Origin of the sequence: Phreatobacter sp. (assembly GCF_016793595.1) — a bacterium.
In the GTDB taxonomy this organism is placed as follows: domain Bacteria; phylum Pseudomonadota; class Alphaproteobacteria; order Rhizobiales; family Phreatobacteraceae; genus Phreatobacter.
The window spans coordinates 1-18,305 of sequence record NZ_JAEULY010000023.1 but is presented as its reverse complement, the minus strand read 5'-3'; the positions used below and the strand labels follow the sequence as shown (position 1 = coordinate 18,305).

Annotated in this window: 15 protein-coding genes; 5 read left to right on the top strand and 10 right to left on the bottom strand. The window is 66.6% G+C overall.

Annotated features, from left to right (window positions below; all coding sequences use genetic code 11):
- Positions 1 to 75 precede the first annotated feature (75 nt).
- Positions 76 to 3,267, top strand: a complete 3,192-nt coding sequence (locus JNK84_RS20560) for an efflux RND transporter permease subunit (protein WP_293427954.1) — start codon at positions 76 to 78, stop codon at positions 3,265 to 3,267.
- On the opposite strand, the gene JNK84_RS20555 is transcribed toward JNK84_RS20560, so the two are convergent.
- The 7 genes from JNK84_RS20555 to JNK84_RS20525 form a co-directional block, all read right to left on the bottom strand.
- A complete protein-coding gene (locus JNK84_RS20555) occupies positions 3,165 to 4,442 on the bottom strand; it encodes a calcium:proton antiporter (protein ID WP_293427661.1) in 1,278 nt (425 codons plus the stop codon). The two genes, JNK84_RS20560 and JNK84_RS20555, sit on opposite strands and share 103 nt — an antisense overlap.
- Before the next feature lie 122 nt (positions 4,443 to 4,564).
- Positions 4,565 to 5,452 carry a sugar kinase gene (locus JNK84_RS20550; protein WP_293427658.1) on the bottom strand — a complete coding sequence of 296 codons (888 nt, stop codon included), beginning with the start codon at positions 5,450 to 5,452 and terminating at the stop codon, positions 4,565 to 4,567.
- 88 nt (positions 5,453 to 5,540) lie between these two features.
- A complete protein-coding gene (locus JNK84_RS20545; protein WP_293427655.1) occupies positions 5,541 to 5,885 on the bottom strand; it encodes a cupin domain-containing protein in 345 nt (114 codons plus the stop codon).
- The gene (kduI, locus tag JNK84_RS20540; protein ID WP_293427652.1) at positions 5,882 to 6,721 is read right to left on the bottom strand and encodes a 5-dehydro-4-deoxy-D-glucuronate isomerase; all 840 of its coding nucleotides are present in this window, start codon (positions 6,719 to 6,721) and stop codon (positions 5,882 to 5,884) included. Before kduI ends, JNK84_RS20545 begins: the two co-directional genes overlap by 4 nt.
- A 25-nt stretch (positions 6,722 to 6,746) precedes the next feature.
- On the bottom strand, positions 6,747 to 8,027 hold the full coding sequence (locus tag JNK84_RS20535) for a TRAP transporter large permease (RefSeq protein ID WP_293427649.1): 1,281 nt from the start codon (positions 8,025 to 8,027) through the stop codon (positions 6,747 to 6,749).
- Between the two features lie 2 nt (positions 8,028 to 8,029).
- Positions 8,030 to 8,554, bottom strand: a complete 525-nt coding sequence (locus JNK84_RS20530) for a TRAP transporter small permease (protein ID WP_293427646.1) — start codon at positions 8,552 to 8,554, stop codon at positions 8,030 to 8,032.
- A gap of 90 nt (positions 8,555 to 8,644) precedes the next feature.
- Positions 8,645 to 9,634 (bottom strand): TRAP transporter substrate-binding protein, encoded by a 990-nt coding sequence (locus JNK84_RS20525; RefSeq protein ID WP_293427643.1) that lies wholly within the window; start codon positions 9,632 to 9,634, stop codon positions 8,645 to 8,647.
- A gap of 138 nt (positions 9,635 to 9,772) precedes the next feature.
- On the opposite strand from JNK84_RS20525, the gene JNK84_RS20520 reads away from it, so the two are divergent.
- Complete coding sequence (locus tag JNK84_RS20520; RefSeq protein ID WP_293427641.1) at positions 9,773 to 10,465, top strand: GntR family transcriptional regulator; 693 nt, start codon at positions 9,773 to 9,775, stop codon at positions 10,463 to 10,465.
- 6 nt (positions 10,466 to 10,471) lie between these two features.
- On the opposite strand, the gene JNK84_RS20515 is transcribed toward JNK84_RS20520, so the two are convergent.
- Positions 10,472 to 12,064: an MBL fold metallo-hydrolase gene (locus tag JNK84_RS20515; RefSeq protein ID WP_293427639.1), complete on the bottom strand. Its 1,593-nt coding sequence runs from the start codon at positions 12,062 to 12,064 to the stop codon at positions 10,472 to 10,474.
- Between the two features lie 29 nt (positions 12,065 to 12,093).
- On the bottom strand, positions 12,094 to 12,840 hold the full coding sequence (locus JNK84_RS20510) for a TIGR00730 family Rossman fold protein (RefSeq protein ID WP_293427637.1): 747 nt from the start codon (positions 12,838 to 12,840) through the stop codon (positions 12,094 to 12,096).
- Positions 12,841 to 13,089: 249 nt separating this feature from the next.
- On the opposite strand from JNK84_RS20510, the gene JNK84_RS20505 reads away from it, so the two are divergent.
- Complete coding sequence (locus JNK84_RS20505; RefSeq protein ID WP_293427635.1) at positions 13,090 to 14,535, top strand: aldehyde dehydrogenase family protein; 1,446 nt, start codon at positions 13,090 to 13,092, stop codon at positions 14,533 to 14,535.
- A 51-nt stretch (positions 14,536 to 14,586) separates the two neighbouring features.
- Here the strand turns inward: JNK84_RS20505 and JNK84_RS20500 are convergent, their stop codons facing one another.
- Positions 14,587 to 15,339, bottom strand: a complete 753-nt coding sequence (locus JNK84_RS20500) for an SDR family NAD(P)-dependent oxidoreductase (protein WP_293427632.1) — start codon at positions 15,337 to 15,339, stop codon at positions 14,587 to 14,589.
- Positions 15,340 to 15,608: 269 nt separating this feature from the next.
- Here JNK84_RS20500 and pimC point away from each other — a divergent pair, with 269 nt between their 5' ends.
- Both pimC and JNK84_RS20490 read left to right on the top strand, forming a co-directional pair.
- A complete protein-coding gene (gene pimC, locus JNK84_RS20495; protein WP_293427629.1) occupies positions 15,609 to 16,805 on the top strand; it encodes a pimeloyl-CoA dehydrogenase large subunit in 1,197 nt (398 codons plus the stop codon).
- Positions 16,806 to 16,970: 165 nt separating this feature from the next.
- On the top strand, positions 16,971 to 18,119 hold the full coding sequence (locus JNK84_RS20490) for an acyl-CoA dehydrogenase family protein (RefSeq protein WP_293427626.1): 1,149 nt from the start codon (positions 16,971 to 16,973) through the stop codon (positions 18,117 to 18,119).
- Positions 18,120 to 18,305 lie beyond the last annotated feature (186 nt).

Sequence of the window (18,305 nt, the reverse complement as noted above, 5' to 3'; positions counted from 1 at the left end):
TCCTTCCTCGCGGAGCGAGCCCCCATGTCTTCCGGACACAATTCCTCCGCCGCGCACGACAGCCACGATCCGAGTCTGGTGCGCAACAACTGGTCACACTGGGCGGTGACGCACCCCGCGCTCGTGCTGTTCATGATCCTCGCGCTGGTCGCAGGCGGCGCCTACTCATTTTCGCGGCTGGGGCGCGCCGAAGACCCGGCCTTCACCATCAAGGTGGCGATCGTGACCGCGATCTGGCCCGGTGCAACCACCCGGGAGATGCAGGATCAGGTTGCCGAGCGCATCGAGAAAAAGCTGCAGGAACTGCCCTGGTTCGAGCGGGTGCAGACCTACACCAAGCCCGGCTTCACGGCCATGCAGGTGTCGTTCCGCGACCAGACGCCGGCGCGCGACGTGCCGCAGCTCTTCTACCAGTTGCGCAAGAAGCTCGACGACATCCGCGCTGAGCTGCCGGCCGGCCTGATCGGCCCGAACATCAATGACGAATATGGCGACGTCGATTCCGTCCTGTTCACGCTGACCGGGGACGGCGCCTCCTACGCCGACCTGAAGCGCTATGCCGAGGCCCTGAAGAGCCGCATGCTGCGCGTGCCGAGCGTCACCAAGGTCAATATCTACGGCGCGCAGGACGAGCGCATCTTCGTCGAGTTCAGCCATGCCAAGCTTGCGACGCTCGGCGTGCCGGCCTCCGCCATTTTCGACAGCCTCCAGCGTCAGAACGCCGTGGTTCCCGCAGGCACGATCGACACCGGCGCCAACCGCGTGCCGCTGCGCGTCACCGGCGCGCTCGACGGCGTCGCAGCCGTCGCCGCGACCCCGGTCGACGTCAACGGCCGCATCTTCCGGCTCGGCGATATCGCGACGGTGACGCGCGGCTTCGTCGATCCGCCGACCTATCTCATCCGCCAGGAGGGCGAGCAGGCCGTGCTCGTCGGCGTGGTCATGCAGAAGGGCGGCAACATCTCGCAGCTCGGCCACGACCTTGCCGCGGCACGCGAGGAGTTCCGCCGCGAGCTGCCGGCGGGCATCGAGCTCGGCCAGATCGCTGACCAGCCGCATGTCGTCGAGACGGCGATCTCCGAGTTCATCAAGGTGTTCCTGGAGGCGCTGGCCATCGTGCTGTTCGTCTCCTTCGTCTCGCTCGGCTGGCGCACCGGCATCATCGTGGCGCTGTCGGTGCCGCTGGTGCTGGCGGTGATCTTCATCGCCATGTTCGCGCTCGGCATCGACCTGCACCGCATTTCGCTCGGCGCGCTGATCATCGCCCTTGGCCTGCTGGTCGACGATGCGATCATCGCCGTGGAGATGATGGTGGTGAAGATGGAGCAGGGCTGGGATCGCCTGTCGGCCGCGGCCTATGCCTGGACCTCCACGGCCTTCCCGATGCTGACCGGCACGCTGGTCACCGCGATCGGCTTCCTGCCGGTCGGCCTCGCGAACTCGGGCGTCGGCGAATATACCGGCTCGATCTTCTGGGTGGTCGGCATCGCGCTGATCGTCTCGTGGTTCGTCGCGGTGATCTTCACGCCCTATCTGGGCGCGAAGCTGCTCCCCGACTTCCATGCGGTCGAGGAGCGCAAGTACCAGCGCCGCCTCGCGCGCGCGGCGAAGCGGGGCAAGCCGGCGCCCCAGCGCGTCGACCATTCGAACCCGCACGCCCTCTACGAGACGCCGACCTACAACGCCCTTCGCCGCGTCATCGGCTGGTGCGTCGATCACAAGTTCCTCGTGGTTGCCGCAACGGTCCTGCTGTTCGCGACCTCCATCGTCGCCTTCGGCCGGGTGCAGCAGCAGTTCTTCCCGGTCTCGGAACGCACCGAGCTGTTCTTCCAGATGCGCCTGCCGCAGGGCACGGCGATCACCGCCTCGCTGGAAACCGCCAAGCGCGCCGAAACCATGCTGAAGGGCGATGCCGACATCGCCACCTACACGACCTATGTCGGCCAGGGTTCGCCGCGATTCTGGCTCGGCCTCAATCCGCAGCTGCCGGACGAGTCCTTCGCCGAGATCGTCATCCAGGCGAAGACCCTCGAAGGCCGCGAGCGCGTCAAGGCGCGGCTTGAGCGCGAGGTCGCCGCCGGGGCGCTGTCGGAGGCGCGCGTGCGCGTCGACCGCTTCAATTTCGGACCGCCGGTCGGCTTCCCCGTGCAGTTCCGGGTGATCGGACCCGAGCCGCAGCTCGTTCGCGAGACCGCGGTGAAGGTGCGCGAGATCATGCGCGGCAATCCCAACGCGCGCGATCCGCACCTCGACTGGAACGAGCAGTCGCCCTCGGTCCGCCTGGTGGTGGATCAGGACCGCGCCCGTTCGCTCGGCCTCAACGTGCAGGATGTCGCACAGACGCTGCAGACGCTGCTCTCGGGCGCGACGGTTACGACGGTGCGCGACCGCACTGAGAAGGTCGACATCGTCGCCCGCGCGGTGCCCTCGGAACGTGTCGACCTCGGTCGTATCGGGGACCTGACCATCATCGCGCGTGGTGGCGTGCCGGTGCCGCTGGCGCAGGTCGCGCGCATCGAGTTCCGGCAGGAGGACCCGATCCTCTGGCGGCGCAACCGCGACCTGACCATGACCGTGCGCGCGGACGTCGCCGACGGCGTCCAGCCGCCGGTGGTCAGCGCGCAGGTTCAGGAGGCGCTGAAGGGGCTCATCGCCAGCCTGCCGCCGACCATGCGCATCGAGCAGGGAGGCGCGGTGGAGGAATCCGCCAAGGCCAATGCCTCCATCTTCGTGCTGTTCCCGATCATGCTGCTCGGCATGCTGACCGTGCTGATGATCCAGCTCCAGTCCTTCTCGCGGTTGGCGTTGGTGTTCCTCACCGCCCCGCTCGGCATTGTCGGCGCGGCCTTCGCGCTGAACCTTCTGAACGCACCCTTCGGGTTCGTGGCGCTGCTCGGCCTCATCGCTCTCGCCGGCATGATCATGCGCAACACGGTGATCTTGGTGCAGCAGATCGACGAGGAGGTAGCAGCCGGCTACTCGCTGCACGACGCCATCATCGAGGCGACCGTACGCCGCTCGCGGCCGGTGGTGCTGACCGCGCTCGCCGCCATCCTTGCGATGATCCCGCTGGCCCGCTCGCTGTTCTGGGGACCGATGGCGATCACCATCGGCGGCGGTCTCGCCGGCGCGACGCTGCTGACGCTCCTGTTCCTGCCGGCGCTCTACGCGGTCTGGTTCCGCGTCAAGCCGTCAGACAAGCAGCCGAAGCAGGAACCGGCCGATACCGAGGAGCCGGCCCCCGCACTGCGCATGGCGGCCGAGTGAGGCGATAGCGGATCCGAGGTTCGGGGAAGTAAAATGGAAATGCCCGGCCTCGCGCCGGGCATTTCCGTTTCCGTCAAGGCGCGAAGATCAGGAACACATAGGTCGCGAACAGGACCAGGTGGACGACACCGGGCAGGGATGTTGGTGCGGCCGCCGCCGAAGGTGACAAGGCTGACCGCGAAGGTCAGCATCATCAGCACGATGTCGCGCGTCTCCAGACCGAGGCTGAGCGGCTGATTGAGCACGATCGCAACCGCGCAGACGGCGGGGATCGTCAGGCCGATCGTGGCGAGCGACGAACCGAGCGCCAGATTGATGCTCTTCTGCAGCTCGTTGCGCTTGGCGGCCCGCAGCGCCGCAAGGCTCTCCGGCAGCAGCACCATCATGGCGACCAGAAGGCCGATAATGCCGATCGGCGCGCCGACGACCGCGACCCCGAGCTTTACGGTCTCGGCAAAGTGCTTGGCCAGCAGCACGACGCCGACCAGTGCTGCGACGAGCAGAACCACGCTGGCGGCGACCTCCCGGTCGCTCGGCACATGGGCGTGCTCGTCAGCCGTGGACATGCCGTCGTCCGACAGGAAGTAGTCGCGATGGCGCACCGTCTGCACATAGAGAAAGATGCCGTAGAGCACGATGGTCGCCATGGTGACGAAGACGAGCTGGCTGACGTTGAAGGCAGCCCCCGGCGCGCTGATCGTGTAGTTCGGCAGGATCAGCGTCATGGTCGCAAGCGGCATGAGCACCACGAGATAGGCCCGGGCGCCTGAAATGTGGAAGCCCTGCTCGCCGTATTTGAGGCCGCCCATAATGATGCAGAGGCCGACCAGGCCGTTGCAGACGACCATGATGACGCCGAAGATCGTGTCCCGCGCGAGCGTCGGCGAGCCGTCGCCTGCCAGCATGATCGAGATGATCAGCGAGACTTCGATGACCATGACCGCGATGGTCAGAACCAGCGTGCCGTAGGGCTCGCCGGTGCGGTGGGCGACGACATCGGCATGGTGGACGGCGGCGAAGACAGCAGCCCCGAGGATCGCAAATTCCACGATCGGCCATATGGTGGTCGAGCCCGGAATGGCCTTGATCAGGTCGGGGAAGACAGTGGCCACTATTGCGACGCCCAGCGCGACGACGGGTGTGATGAACGCGGTCGGGTGGCGGCTCGCAGGCATAAGGCCTCGTGCAACTAGAAGATGGGGTCTTCGTTCTGAACAGAGAGGCGGATCAGATCAACCACGAATTTCCGGCGTGCGAACGCGACAAATCGTAACGGGATGCGGCGGGCTGCCGCGCATCACGTCTCCAGAGCGGCACGAATTGCGGTGATGTCGGCGAGCGAAGGCAGGCTCGCCTCGTTGCCAAGATGCTGAACCGAATGAGCGGAGGCCGCGCGAGCGAAACGGAAATGCTCCTCCCAGGGCGCATCCGGCTGCGACAGGTACGAATAGCAGTAGGCGCCATGGAAGATGTCGCCGGCGCCGTTGGTGTCGACCACGCGGGCACGCGGCACTTTCAGCGCCGCCATCTCGCGCTTCTCGCCGCTCTTTTCGATCCAGACGATGCCGCGCTCGCCGAGCGTTACCGCGCCAACGGCGCAGCCGCGAGCGTGGAGATAGGTCAGCATCTCGTTGGGAGTGAGCTCCATCTGTTCGCAGAGGCGCTCGGCGACCACCGCGATGTCGATGAATTCCAGAAGCTCATGGGTGTTGGAGCGCAGGCCGCCGCCGTCGAGCGAGGTCACGATGCCCTTCTCGCGGCATGCCTTCGCATAGGCGATGGCCGCGTCGGACTGGTGACCGTCGAGGTGCAGCAGGCGGCAGCCGTCGAGATTCAGCGTCGGATAGGGATGCAGGTAATTGTCGTCGCGGGCGCGCAGGATAGCGCGCTTGCCGTTGTTCGGGATGACGAAGGACAGCGACGACCGCTTCACCGGCCGGGGGTGAACGAAGACGCCGTAGCGCGCGGCCATGTCGGTGAACATGCGGCCAAGCCAGTCGCCGGCAAGCGATGTGAGGAGGTCCGGCGCGATGCCGAGCTTCGCGCAGGCGAAGGCGGCGGTCACCGCATTGCCGCCGAAAGACACCGCGTAGTCCCGTGCCACCGCCTTGTCGTCGCCGGTCGGAATCTCATCCGCCAGCAGGGTGACATCGATATAGGTCTGGCCGATGAAGAGCGCTTCCATACCGGCAGAGTGGGGGAGAGAGCCCGAGGTGTCCACCCGCAGCCGGATTCCTGGCCGGCAGGGCTTCCCGAGGCGCGGGGCTGAAACCTCAGACGAAATCGGCGCGCATGGGGGCGAAGGCGTCGAGCAGCTCACCCGCCTCCAGGCAGACAACGCCGTGCACCACGCCGGTCGGCACGATGTAGCAGTCGCCCGCCTTGATGATCGTGGTCCGGTCGCCGATGGTCATCTCGAAGCTGCCCGACAGGACCATGGTGGACTGGATGTGCGGGTGGCTGTGCAGCGCGCCGACGCCGCCCTTCTCGAAGGCGACGCGGACCAGCATCAGGGTCTCGTCCCAGGTGAGGATCTTGCGCTTCACGCCGCCGCCCAGATCGGTCCAGGGCACGTCGCGGTCATGCAGGAAGATGTCGGTTCCCTTGGCAGCAGTCACTTCAGGTCTCCGACATTGACCATGTCCATGTCCGTGTAGTCCTGATTGTCGCCGCCCATCGCCCAGATGAACGAATAGGCCGAGGTGCCGCAGCCCGAGTGGATCGACCAGGGCGGCGAGATGATCGCCTGTTCGTTGGCGACGATCAGGTGGCGCGTCTCCCGCGGCTCGCCCATCAGGTGGACGATGCGCGATTCAGCCGGCAGGTCGAAATAGAGATAGGCCTCGCAGCGCCGGTCGTGGACGTGGGCCGGCATGGTGTTCCAGATGTTGCCGGGCTTCAGCGTGGTGAGGCCCATGACCAGCTGGCAGGTCTCGACCAGCCCGGGAAGGATGTACTGGCGCACGGTGCGGAGGTTCGCCTGCTCCTGGCTGCCGGGGTTGATAGCCCTGGCGTCGGCCTCGCCGACCAGCACCGTCTTGTGCCGGGCGTGGGCGGGCGTGGAGAACAGGTAGAATTTCGGCGGGTTCTGCGGGTCGTCGGCGTGGAACGTCACCTCGCTCGTGCCCATGGCGACATAGAGCATGTCGCGCAGCTTCACCTGGAAGCTCTCGCCGTCGCAGACGACGCGGCCGGGGCCGCCGATATTGCAGACGCCGAGCTCGCGGCGGGTGAGGAAGGTCGGCTGGCCGATGGTCGCCCTGTCCGTTTCGAGCTTCAGCGGCCTGGCGACCGGCATGGCGCCGCCGATCACGATGCGGTCGACATGGCTGTAGGTCAGTTCGACCGCGTCCGGCCGGAACAGCGTCTCGACGAGGAAATGCGCGCGCAGGGCGGCGGTGTCGTAGTGCTTGACGGCCTCGGGATGCGAGGGATGTCGGACGGCGATGGTCATGGCGAACCCCGGTCGATGCGGCAGGTCAGTGGAACAGTTTCGGCAGCCAGAGCGAGAAGGCCGGCACATAGGTGACCAGCAGCAGCACGGCGACGGAGGCGCCGTAGAAGGGCCAGATCGTCTTCATGCTCTCGCCGATGCTGATCTTGCCGATGGCGCAGGCGACGAACTGCACCGAGCCGACCGGCGGGGTGTTGAGGCCGATGCCGGCATTGAGGATCAGGATCACGCCGAAATGGATGGGATCGACGCCGAAGGCCTTCACGACAGGCAGCAGGATCGGGGTCAGGATGATGATCATCGGCGCCATGTCCATGAAGGTGCCGAGGAACAGGAGGATCACGTTGATCAGGAGGAGCATCGCGATCGGATCGTTGGTGATCGATTTCATGAAGGCGACGGTCTGGGCCGGCACCTGCAGGAAGGCCATCAGCCAGCCGAAGGCGGCCGCCGTGCCGATGACGAGCAGCACCATGGCCGTGGTGCGCACCGCGCCAGACGTCGCCTCGACGAAGGCCTCCCACGACAGCTGCCGGTACACGAAGATCGTCACCAGCAGCGCATAGACCACGGCGACGCAGGAGCTTTCCGTCGCGGTGAAGACGCCGGAGCGCACGCCGCCGAAGATGATGCCGATCAGGAGGATGCCCGGCAGGGCGACAACCAGCGTCTGGGCCACCATGCGCCAGCCGGGAAAGGCCTCCGCCGGATAGCCGCGCGTGCGCGCGACGAAATAGGCTGCCACCATCAGCGAGCCCGCCAGCATCAGGCCGGGCACGATGCCGGCGGTGAACAGGTCGGCGATGGAGAGGTTTCCGCCGGCCGCCAGCGAATAGATGATCATGTTGTGCGACGGTGGAATGAGCAGCGCGATGATGGCCGCGTTCGCCGTGACGTTCACCGCGTAGTCGGCGTCGTAGCCGCGCTTCTTCATCTGGGGGATCATCAATCCGCCCACCGCCGATGCGTCGGCGACGGCCGAGCCGGAAATGCCGCCGAACAGCGTCGCCGTCACGACGTTCACCTGCCCAAGGCCGCCGCGGATATGGCCGACCAGCGAGGCCGCGAACGAGATCAGGCGCTCGGCTATGCCGCCGCGGATCATCAGATCGCCGGAATAGATGAAGAACGGGATCGCCATCATCGCGAAGGCGTTCATGCCGGAATTCATCTGCTGGAAGACGACCACCGCCGGCACGTCCATATAGAAGACAGTCGCCAGCGAGGCGATGCCGAGGCAGAAGGCGATCGGCATGCCGATCAGCAGCAGAACGGCGAATGTGCCGAAGAGGATCGCGAGTTCCATCGTCAGATCTCGCCCGTGCCGTGGTCGAGGGATGCCGTGTCGTCGGTGCCGGTCAGGATCATCAGCAGCCGCTCGACCGAGAACAGGACGATCAGCGCGCCGCCGGCGGCGACCGGTACGTAGTCCCAGCCCTGGCTGATGCCGAGCATTGGCGTGAGGCTGCTCCAGGTGCCGGCCGCGAGCTGCGCGCCATAGACGACCATGGCGACGCCGAAGCCGACCAGCAGCGCCTCCGTGACCACCTTCATCGCGAGGCGAAGTGGCGGAGGCGCGGCGGCAAGGCCGATCTCGAAGCCGATATGGCTGCGCTCCCGGACGCCGACCGCCGAGCCGAGCAGGATGAACCACGACATCAGCAGCAGCACGGCCGGCTCGGTCCAGGTCGGCGTGTCGTTGAAGACGTAGCGGCCGACGATGCTCCAGAACACCAGGACGGTCATGGCGACCACGCCGAGGCCGGCGAGAAGGAGAGCGGCCCGGCTGATCCAGCCGGCGACCGGTTCGAGGAGCTTCAGGACGGCGACCATGCGATTATCGAACCTGACATTGCTCGCGGCGCGGGGAGGCGAGATGCCCGCCGCGCACCCGGCGCGGCAGGCTCCCGGTTCAGGCAGGCGTCAGGTCGTCGCCTGGATGCGGGCGACGAGATCCTTCATCTTGGCGTCGGTGACGAAACGGTCGTAGACCGGCTTCATCGCGTCGATGAACGGCTGTTTCTCGACCGTGTTGATCTGCGCGCCGCCGGCGCGGACCTTGGCCTCGGAGGCCTTCTCGCGGGCGTCCCAGAGCTCGCGCATCTTGACGACCGATTCCTTGGCGGCGGCGCGGATCAGCGCCTGGTCGGCGGCGTTGAACTTGTCGAAGGAGCGCTTCGACATGACCAGCACTTCGGGGCTCAGCGAGTGCTCGGTCAGCGAGTAGAACTTCGAGACCTCGAAATGGCGCGTCGATTCATAGCTCGGCCAATTGTTCTCCGCGCCGTCGATGACGCCGGTCTGCAAGCTGGTATAGACCTCGCCGAACGGCATGGGCGTCGCGTTGGCGCCGAGCGCCTGCACGAGGGCCACGAACATGTCGGACTGCTGGACGCGAATCTTCATGCCGCGCATGTCGGCCGGCGTGTTGATTGGCCGCTTGGAATTGTAGAACGAGCGCGAGCCGGAATCATAGAAGGCGAGGCCGACGAGGTTATGCGGCGTGAAGTCATTGAGGATGGAGTCGCCAATGGCACCATCCATCACTTTCCGCATATGCGCGACCGACCGGAAGATGAACGGCAGCGAGGGCACGTTGGTCGAGGCGATCAGGTTGTTGAACGGCGCCATGTTGATGCGGTTCATGTCGATGACGCCGAAGCGCGTCTGGTCGATCGTGTCGCGTTCCTGACCAAGCTGCGCGGAGTGGAAGACGTTGATCTTGATGCGTCCCTGGGTCCGCTGCTCGAGCAGCTGGCCCATGAACTTCACCGCGTCGATGGTCGGATAGCCATCGGGATGGATGTCGGTGGAGCGGAGCGTGATGGCGGCCTGGGCGGAAGCCGGGCCGACGATGGCGGGCGTCGCTGCGAGCGCGCCCGCGGTGGACATGAAGGTGCGGCGTGTGAGCATCTGGGTATCCTCCCGGTCGAAACGACGGTCCCTCTTGTCGTCGGGAACCTTGAGATCGAAGCCTTGCGACAAGGTGTGGCTTCCTGACCGGAATTCAGTCTAGTATGCACTTGTATGGAAGTTCAAGGGCCAGTGACGATGGATGTTGATTTCTCGCCGCGCGCCGAAGCCCGCCCGCCGGAAAGCGCGGCGGCGCGCGTCGAACGTGCGTTGCGCGAGAAGATCATCGACCTCACCGTGCGGCCCGGCGAGCGATTGTCGGAATCGGAGATCGCCGAGCGCTTCTCGGTGTCGCGGCAGCCGGTGCGCGAGGCGTTCATCGCGTTGATGCGGCAGGGCCTCGTGGATGTGCAGCCGCAGCGCGGAACGGTTGTCGTGAAGCTCTCGGTGCGGCGGATGCTGGATGCTCGGTTCATCCGCGAGGCGATCGAGGTCGCGATCGTCAGGCGCGCCTGCGAGCGTTTCGATCCGCATTACCGCAACCGGGCGCTGGCGCTGATCGACGCGCAGGCGCAAGCCGCCGCCGCCGGCGACCATCGCGGCTTCCAGCAGCTCGACAGCCTGTTCCATGTCGCGCTGGCGGAAGGTGCGGGCTGCGCCGAGGCGTGGAACGCCATCGAGTTGCAGAAGGCCCATATGGACCGGGTCTGTGCGCTGACGCTGCATGTGCCGGGCTCGGCCGAGCCTCTTGTCGAGCAGCATCGCGCCATTCTCGACGCGATCGACGACGGCGATGCCGAGCGCGCGGTGGCGGCAATGAGCCATCACCTCAACGAGATCCTCAAGGCGGTCGCGGGGATCGAGCTGAAATTCGCGGAGCTGTTCGAGTAGGCGCGTCTATTCGATTTCCTCCAGCGCCTTCTTCAGCCGGCGCAGGATCACGCCGCGCGCCCGGTCATCGGCCGCTTTGTCCAGCGTGTCCTTGAGGTCGAGCAGGAAGGCGGCGGAATCGTTGTGCCAGTCCTGCCCCTTGGCGCGCTCCGGCTCGATCCGGCGCGGCGTCGCCGGCAGGACCAGCCGCACGCTACCGGGCGCAATCTCCAGCACATCGTCGAGATGCGGCGCCACCACCCGCTCGGGCGTCACGACCTCGGCGCCGACGACCGGCACGAAGGCGGCGATGGCACGCTCCTCGGCGTGAACGAGGGCGACGCCACCGCGGATCGGCAGGCGCGCCTTCAGCCAGTCCAGCACCTCGGTCCGGTCGGCATGGCCGGAATAGCTGTCGATGGAGCGGATCTGCGCCTTCACCCTGACGGCATCGCCGTGAATGGTCACGGTCGGCGCGCCATCGAGCAGGATGCGGCCGAGCGTGCCCTCGGCCTGATAACCGACGAACAGGACCGTCGTGGATGACCGCCAGAGATGGTTCTTCAGGTGATGGCGGATGCGGCCGGCCTCGGCCATGCCGCTGGCCGCGATGATGATGTGGAAGCCGCGGAAGCGGGCCAGCGACTTGCTCTGGTCGGCGCTCTCGGTGAAGCGCACGAAGGGCGAGTTGGTGAGCCGCGCCAGCGCGCCGCCTTCCTCCAGTTCGCCGGCATGGCTACGGAATACTTCGGTCGCCTTGATGGCGAGCGGCGAGTCCACGAAGACCGGCGCTCGCGGGATGGTGCCGGCCTCCATCAGGTCGATCAGGTCGGTGAGGATTTCTTGCGTCCGTTCCACGGCGAAGCAGGGCACGAGCAGCGGCCCGCCGCGCTGGGCGGCGGCCCGGATCTCGCTTGCGAGCAGCGTGCGCCGGTCGGCGATGGTCGTGTCCGGGCGGTCGCGATCGCCATAGGTCGCCTCGCAGACGACGAGGTCGAGGCCCTGCGGCCCGTCAGGGTCGGGATGGAAAAGCTTGGCCTCCGGACCGAGGTCGCCGGACATGAGGATGCGGACCGGCTCGCCGCCGGCCTCCGCGACCTCGATCTCGATGGAAGCCGAGCCGAGGATGTGACCGGCATTCCACCAGCGCGCCCTGGCGCCATCGCCGAGGTCGAGCCAGGCGCCGTAGTCGACAGGGCGGAACTGCGTCATGCAGGCGACGGCGTCCTCGGCCGTGTAGATCGGCTCGACCGGCGGCTCGCCGCCGCGCGACCGGCGCCGGTTGAGCTGCTCCACCTCCATCTCCTGGATATGACCGGAATCCGGCAGCATGATCGCGCAGAGCTCGATGGTGGAGCGCGTCGCGTGGATCGGGCCGTGGAAGCCCGCCTTGGTGAGTTTCGGCAGCAGGCCGGAATGGTCGATATGGGCGTGGGTCAGCAGTACGGCATGCAGGCGATCCGGCTCATAGGGAAAGGGCCGGTAGTTCAGCTCCTTCAGCGTCTTGGAGCCCTGAAACATGCCGCAATCGACCAGAATGCGCCGGCCGTTGGCTTCCAGCAGATAGGAGGAGCCGGTGACGACATGGGCCGCGCCCAGGACATGCATACGGACGGGCATGGTCTGTCTCCTCAGGTCTTGCTGTGACGTCAGGGCTGGACGAGCGGCCGGTCCGGGGCGATGCCGTCGGCGGTCGCGATCAGCTTCCAGATGGCTTCCGGCGTGTCGGCATAGGCGACAAGATCGAGGTCGTGCGGCGCGATCATGCCGGCTTCCACCACCGCATCGAAATTGAACACTCGATGCCAGTAGGCGCTGTCGAACAGCACGACCGGCACGCGCCGCATCTTGCCGGTCTGGATCAGGGCGAGAATCTCGAACAGTTCGTCGAAGGTCCCGAAGCCGCCGGGGAAGACCACCAGCGCGTTGGCGCGCATGGCGAGGTGCATCTTCCGCATGGCGAAATAGTGGAACAGGAACGTCAGGTCCGGTGTGGAATAGGCGTTCGGCTCCTGCTCGTGCGGCAGGCGAATGTTGAAGCCGATGGAGGGCGCGCCGGCTTCGGCCGCGCCGCGGTTCGCCGCTTCCATGAGGCCGGGTCCGCCGCCGGTGGCGATGACGTTCTCGCGCGGAGCCGCGCCGGCGTTCAGAGCACCGCCGTGGGTTGACGCCAGACGTCCGAATTCCCGCGCGGCGGCATACCACCCCGCCTGCTTGCCCGGTCCATCCTCGCGCACGCGGGCGCTCCCGAAGACCACGATGGTCGATTTCACCGCCCAGCGCGCGAGAGCCTGCTCTGCCTTCTCATACTCCAGCAGGAAACGGACGCCGCGCTGTTCCTCTGCGAGCAGGAAATCCTGATCGAGAGCCGGGAGGCGGTAGGAAGGGGAGGCCATCTGGGCCGAATTCGGCCCCGGGGGTGGTCTGATGTCCTGCATGTCCATCGCAATCTGCCTGTCGGACAGGAGAATCTAGGGCGCGACGCGGCGATGCGCCAGCCGCTCCGGTTGCAGGCACTGTCGGCGGCTGCCATGCGCGCCGCGCGGTCTGGTCGTTCCGCCGCGATTGTGGTTCTGTGCCGGCCCTATTTCCGTCGGGCGTTCAAGGACGGCCCGCAGCGAGAAGCGCTCGAGGAGGCGAGGCCCATGACCACCGTGTTCCGCAATTTCATTGCCGGCGAATTCGTCCCTCCGGCCAAGGCCGCGCCAAACCTCAATCCGTCGAACACCAACGAGGTCGTCGGCGAATATGCTCAGGGGACGGTGGAGGACCTCAAGGCAGCGGTCGCCGCCGCAAAGGACGCCTTCCCCGCCTGGAGCCGGTCCAACCCTCAGCTGCGCTACGATGTGCTGATGAAGGCCTCGAACGAGGTCATGGCGCGCAAGGAGGAGCTCGGCGCGCTGCTCTCCCGCGAAGAAGGCAAGACCCTTCCCGAGGGTATCGGCGAGGTGGCGCGTGCGGGCCAGATCCTGTCCTTCTTTGCCGGCGAGGCGCTGCGCCTCAATGGCGAGCTGGTCAATTCCGTGCGTCCGGGCGTCGGCATCGAGATCACCCGCGAGGCGGTCGGCGTCGTCGGCATGATCACGCCGTGGAACTTCCCCATCGCCATTCCCGCCTGGAAGATCGCGCCCGCGCTCGCCTACGGCAACACCGTGGTCATCAAGCCGGCCGACCTCGTGCCGGGTTCCGCCTGGGCGCTGGTCGATATCCTCAACCGCGCCGGCCTGCCGAAGGGCGTTCTCAACATCGTCATGGGTCGCGGCTCGGTGGTCGGGCAGGCCATGCTGGAGCATCCGGACGTCGCCGCGATCTCCTTCACCGGTTCGGTCGCGACCGGCCGGCGCGTGGCAGCCGCCTGCGTCGCCGCCACGCCGATGAAGAAGGTGCAGCTGGAAATGGGCGGCAAGAACCCGCTCGTCGTGCTGGACGATGCCGACCTGTCGGTGGCCGTCGAGTGCGCCGCCAACGGCGCCTTCTTCTCCACGGGGCAGCGCTGCACGGCCTCCTCGCGCCTGATCGTCACCGAGGGTATCCATGACCGCTTCGTCGATGCGCTCACCGAGCGCCTCAAGGGCCTCGTCGTCGATGACGCGCTGAAATCCGGCACCCATATCGGCCCGGTAGTCGATGAATCGCAGCTTGGTCAGGATGAGAAGTACATCGCCATCGGTCGCGACGAGGGCGCCAAGCTTCATTGGGGCGGCGAGCGGCTGAACCGCGACAATCCCGGCTTCTACCTGCAGCCGGCTTTGTTCACCGAGGTCACCAACTCCATGCGCATCGCGCGCGAGGAGATTTTCGGCCCCGTGGCGGCCGTGGTGCGCGCCAAGAGCTACGACGAGGCGCTGACGATCGCCAACGATACCGAGTTCGGCCTGTCGTCGGGCATCTGCACGACTTCGCTGAAATATGCTTCGCACTTCAAGCGCAATTCCGAGGCCGGCATGGTCATGGTCAACCTGCCGACAGCGGGCGTCGACTATCATGTGCCGTTCGGTGGCCGGAAGGGTTCGAGCTACGGCCCGCGCGAGCAGGGCGCCTATGCCCGCGAGTTCTACACCACGGTGAAGACCGCCTACACGCTGGCGTGAGGCGGGCGCACAGAGCCTTGGGAGGGCGGGCCTTGGCCCGCCCTTTCTCATTCATCCCAGCAACTGGCCGCCATCGACCGTCACGGTCTGCGCGGTCACCCAGCTCGCATAGGGCGAGGCGAGGAACAGCACGACATTGGCGATTTCCTCCGGCGTGCCGAGCCGGTTGAAGGGGATCGCCGACAGCACCTTGTTGTAGAGGGCGGGGTCGGCGGCGCGACGCGCCTCCCAGGTGCCGCCGGGAAACTCGATGGAGCCGGGCGCGACGCAGTTGACGCGGATGCCCTTCGGCGCGAGGGCTGCCGCCTGGCTCGTCGTGTACTGGATCACCGCCGCCTTGACCGCCGCATAGGCCGGGGTGCGCGTCGAGGCGCGGTAGCCGGAGATCGAGGCGATGTTGACGATCGAGGAGCCCTTGGCCGCCTCGAGATAGGTCAGCGCGGCGTGGCTCGCGCGCACCGTCGCCATGACGTCGACGTTCAGGCCCTTCTCCCAGCCGGCCTCGTCGTCGCCCATGCCGAAGCCGGAGGCGTTGTTGACCAGAACGTCGATGCCGCCGAGCGCCTTGGCTGCGGTAGGAATGTAGCCGGCGATAGCCTCGGCGCTGGCGAGATCGCAGGGCGCATAGTGCGAGGCGACACCATGGGCGGCGATCTCGGCGGCCGTGGCCTTCAAGCCGTCTTCACCCCGCGCGCAGATGGACACGCCGGCGCCCGCTGCCGCGAAGCCGAGCGCGATGGATCGACCGATCCCGCGACTGCCGCCGCAGACCACCACGCGCTTGCCCTTGAAATCGAATGCCATGAGCCGTTCCTTGCAGGGCACATCGCCCCTTGCGGACAATCCTGTCATGGCGGCCATGGCATGTCGCGGCCGGGAGCCTCGCCCCTGCCATGCATCGGGATGCCACCCGTTCGGGCGATGCCCGGGCTCCAAGGTTCCTGTTGCCTTCGCGCCCGGGCAGGTCTTGAATGCGGCCAACAAACATTCGCGCGAGTATGTTTTCGCGCGGCGAGGAAGCGACAGGCAGGGAGGGCGCCTCAGGCCCGCTCCCGTTTTGAGGAGGCTGGCCCATGGAGCTGAGGTTCACCGACGAGGAAATCGCCTTCCGTAAGGAAGTGCGCGACTTCATCGCGGAAAAGCTGCCGAAGGCGCTGCGCGAGAAGCTGGCGGCCGGCCACCACGCCTCCCGCGACGATATCGTCTTCTGGCAGCGCACGCTGAACGAGAAGGGCTGGGGCGTCGCCCATTGGCCGAAGGCCTATGGCGGCACCGGCTGGGATGCGGTGAAGCAGTACATCTTCCTCGAGGAGATGATGATGGCGCCGTCGCCGCCGCCGTTGGCCTTCGGCACCTCGATGGTCGGCCCGGTGATCTACACGTTCGGCTCCGACGCGCAGAAGAAGCGCTTCCTGCCGCGCATCGCCAATCTCGATGACTGGTGGTGCCAGGGCTTCTCGGAGCCCGGCGCCGGCTCGGATCTCGCCGGCCTCAAGACCAAGGCCGAGAAGGTCGGCGATCACTGGGTGATCAACGGCCAGAAGACCTGGACCACGCTCGGCCAGCATGCCGACTGGATTTTCGTGCTCGCCCGCACCGACTCGACCGTGAAGAAGCAGGAGGGCATCTCCTTCATCCTCGTCGACATGAAGACGCCGGGCATCACCGTGAAGCCGATCCAGACGATCGACGGCGGCCACGAGGTCAACGAGGTGTTCTTCGACGACGTGAAGGCGCCGCTGGAGAATCTCGTCGGCCAGGAGAACAAGGGCTGGGACTACGCCAAATTCCTGCTCGGCAACGAGCGCACCGGCATCGCCCGCGTCGGCATCTCCAAGCAGCGCATCGCCAAGATCAAGGAGATGGCGGGGATCGAGCAGAGGGGCGGCAAGCCCATGATCGAGGACATCCGCTTCCGCGAGAAGATCGCGGCCGTGGAGATCGAGCTGAAGGCGCTGGAGATCACGCAGCTGCGTGTCATCGCCGGCGAGGCGAAGCGCGAGAAGGGCAAGCCGGACCCGGCTTCCTCGGTGCTCAAGATCAAGGGTTCGGAGCTGCAGCAGGCAACCACCGAGCTCCTGATGGAGGTGATCGGTCCGCATTCGGCGCCCTATACGCCGGACGAGCCGGGCACCAACGAGCCGCCGATCGGGCCGGAATGGGCCCAGACCATCGCGCCGACCTATTTCAACGTGCGCAAGGTCTCGATCTACGGCGGCTCCAACGAGATCCAGAAGAACATCATCGCCAAGGCGGTGCTGGGCCTCTGAGGGTATCGCTTCTCAAGAGGCATTCTCTCGTCGTCATGGCCGGGCCTGGCCCGGCCATCCAGGAATTCCTGCAACGCCGTGTTCAAGTCGTGGATACCCGGTCCTGGGCCGGGCATGACGCGAACTAACGCTCCAGCGTCATTCGAAACCGAACGGACAGTCTCCATGGATTTCGACCTCTCCGAAGAACAGCAGCTCCTCAAGGACTCCATCGGCAGCTTTCTCGCCGACACCTATGACTTCGAGAGCCGCAGGAAGATCGCCGCGCAGCCGGGCGGCTACAGCCGCGACGTCTGGGCCAAGTTCGCGGAACTCGGCCTGCTCGGCCTGCCCTTCGCGGAGGAGGATGGCGGTTTCGGCGGCGGCGCGGTCGAGACCATGCTGGTGGCCGAGAGCCTCGGCAAATATCTGGTGCTGGAGCCCTATCTTGCGACCGTTATCCTCGGCGGTGGCGTGCTGAAGCGGGCTTCCGCCGCGCAGAAGGCCGAGCACATTCCGGCCATCGCCGACGGCTCGCGCACCTTCGCGCTGGCGACCACCGAGCGGCATTCACGCTACGACCTCAACGATGTCACGACCACCGCGAAGAAGGACGGCGATGCCTACGTCCTCGACGGCGAGAAGTCGGTCGTCGTCAACGGCGGCACGGCGGACTATCTGATCGTCTCCGCGCGCACAGGCGGCCAGCGGCGAGACAAGGCCGGCATCGGCCTGTTCATCGTCAAGGGCGATGCGCCGGGCGTCAGCCGTCGCGATTCCGTCACGCAGGACGGCACCCACGCCGCCGAAGTGACGCTATCGGGCGTCAAGGTCGGGGCGGATGCGGTCATCGGCGATCCGGCCGGCGGGCTCGCCATTCTCGAGGCGGTGGCGGACGAGGCCATTGCCGCTCTCTGCGCCGAGGCGGTCGGCGCGATGAGCGAACTGACCGACGTCACCGTCGACTACCTCAAGCAGCGCAAGCAGTTCGGCATCAATATCGGCTCGTTCCAGTCGCTCCAGCACCGCGCGGCCGAGATGTTCGTGGCGCTGGAACAGGCGCGGTCCATGGCCATGTTCGCGGCCATGACGGCGGCGACGGAGAATCCGGTCGAGCGCCGCGCGCTCGCCTCCGCTGCCAAGGTGCAGATCGGCCGCTCCGCGAAGTTCATCGGCCAGCAGGCGGTGCAGCTCCACGGCGGCATCGGCATGACCATGGAGTACAAGGCCGGCCACTACTTCAAACGGCTCACCATGATCGACACGCTGTTCGGCGATGCCGACCATCACCTGTCGGCGGTCGCGGACTACGGCAAGCTCGTTACGGCCGCCTGAGCATTTTCACGTCTGGCTAACCCTGTCCGGGGCTCGCGATTTTTTCGTCGCGGGCCTCGAACCTTTTCGGCGGTGGCGGCGACTGATGGAGGACCGGGGCATCGGGCCCCACCTGAGCCTTCATCGGAGACGCGCCATGACCCGCTTCAAGACCCTCGCCCTCGCCGCCGCTGCCGCCGCCACCCT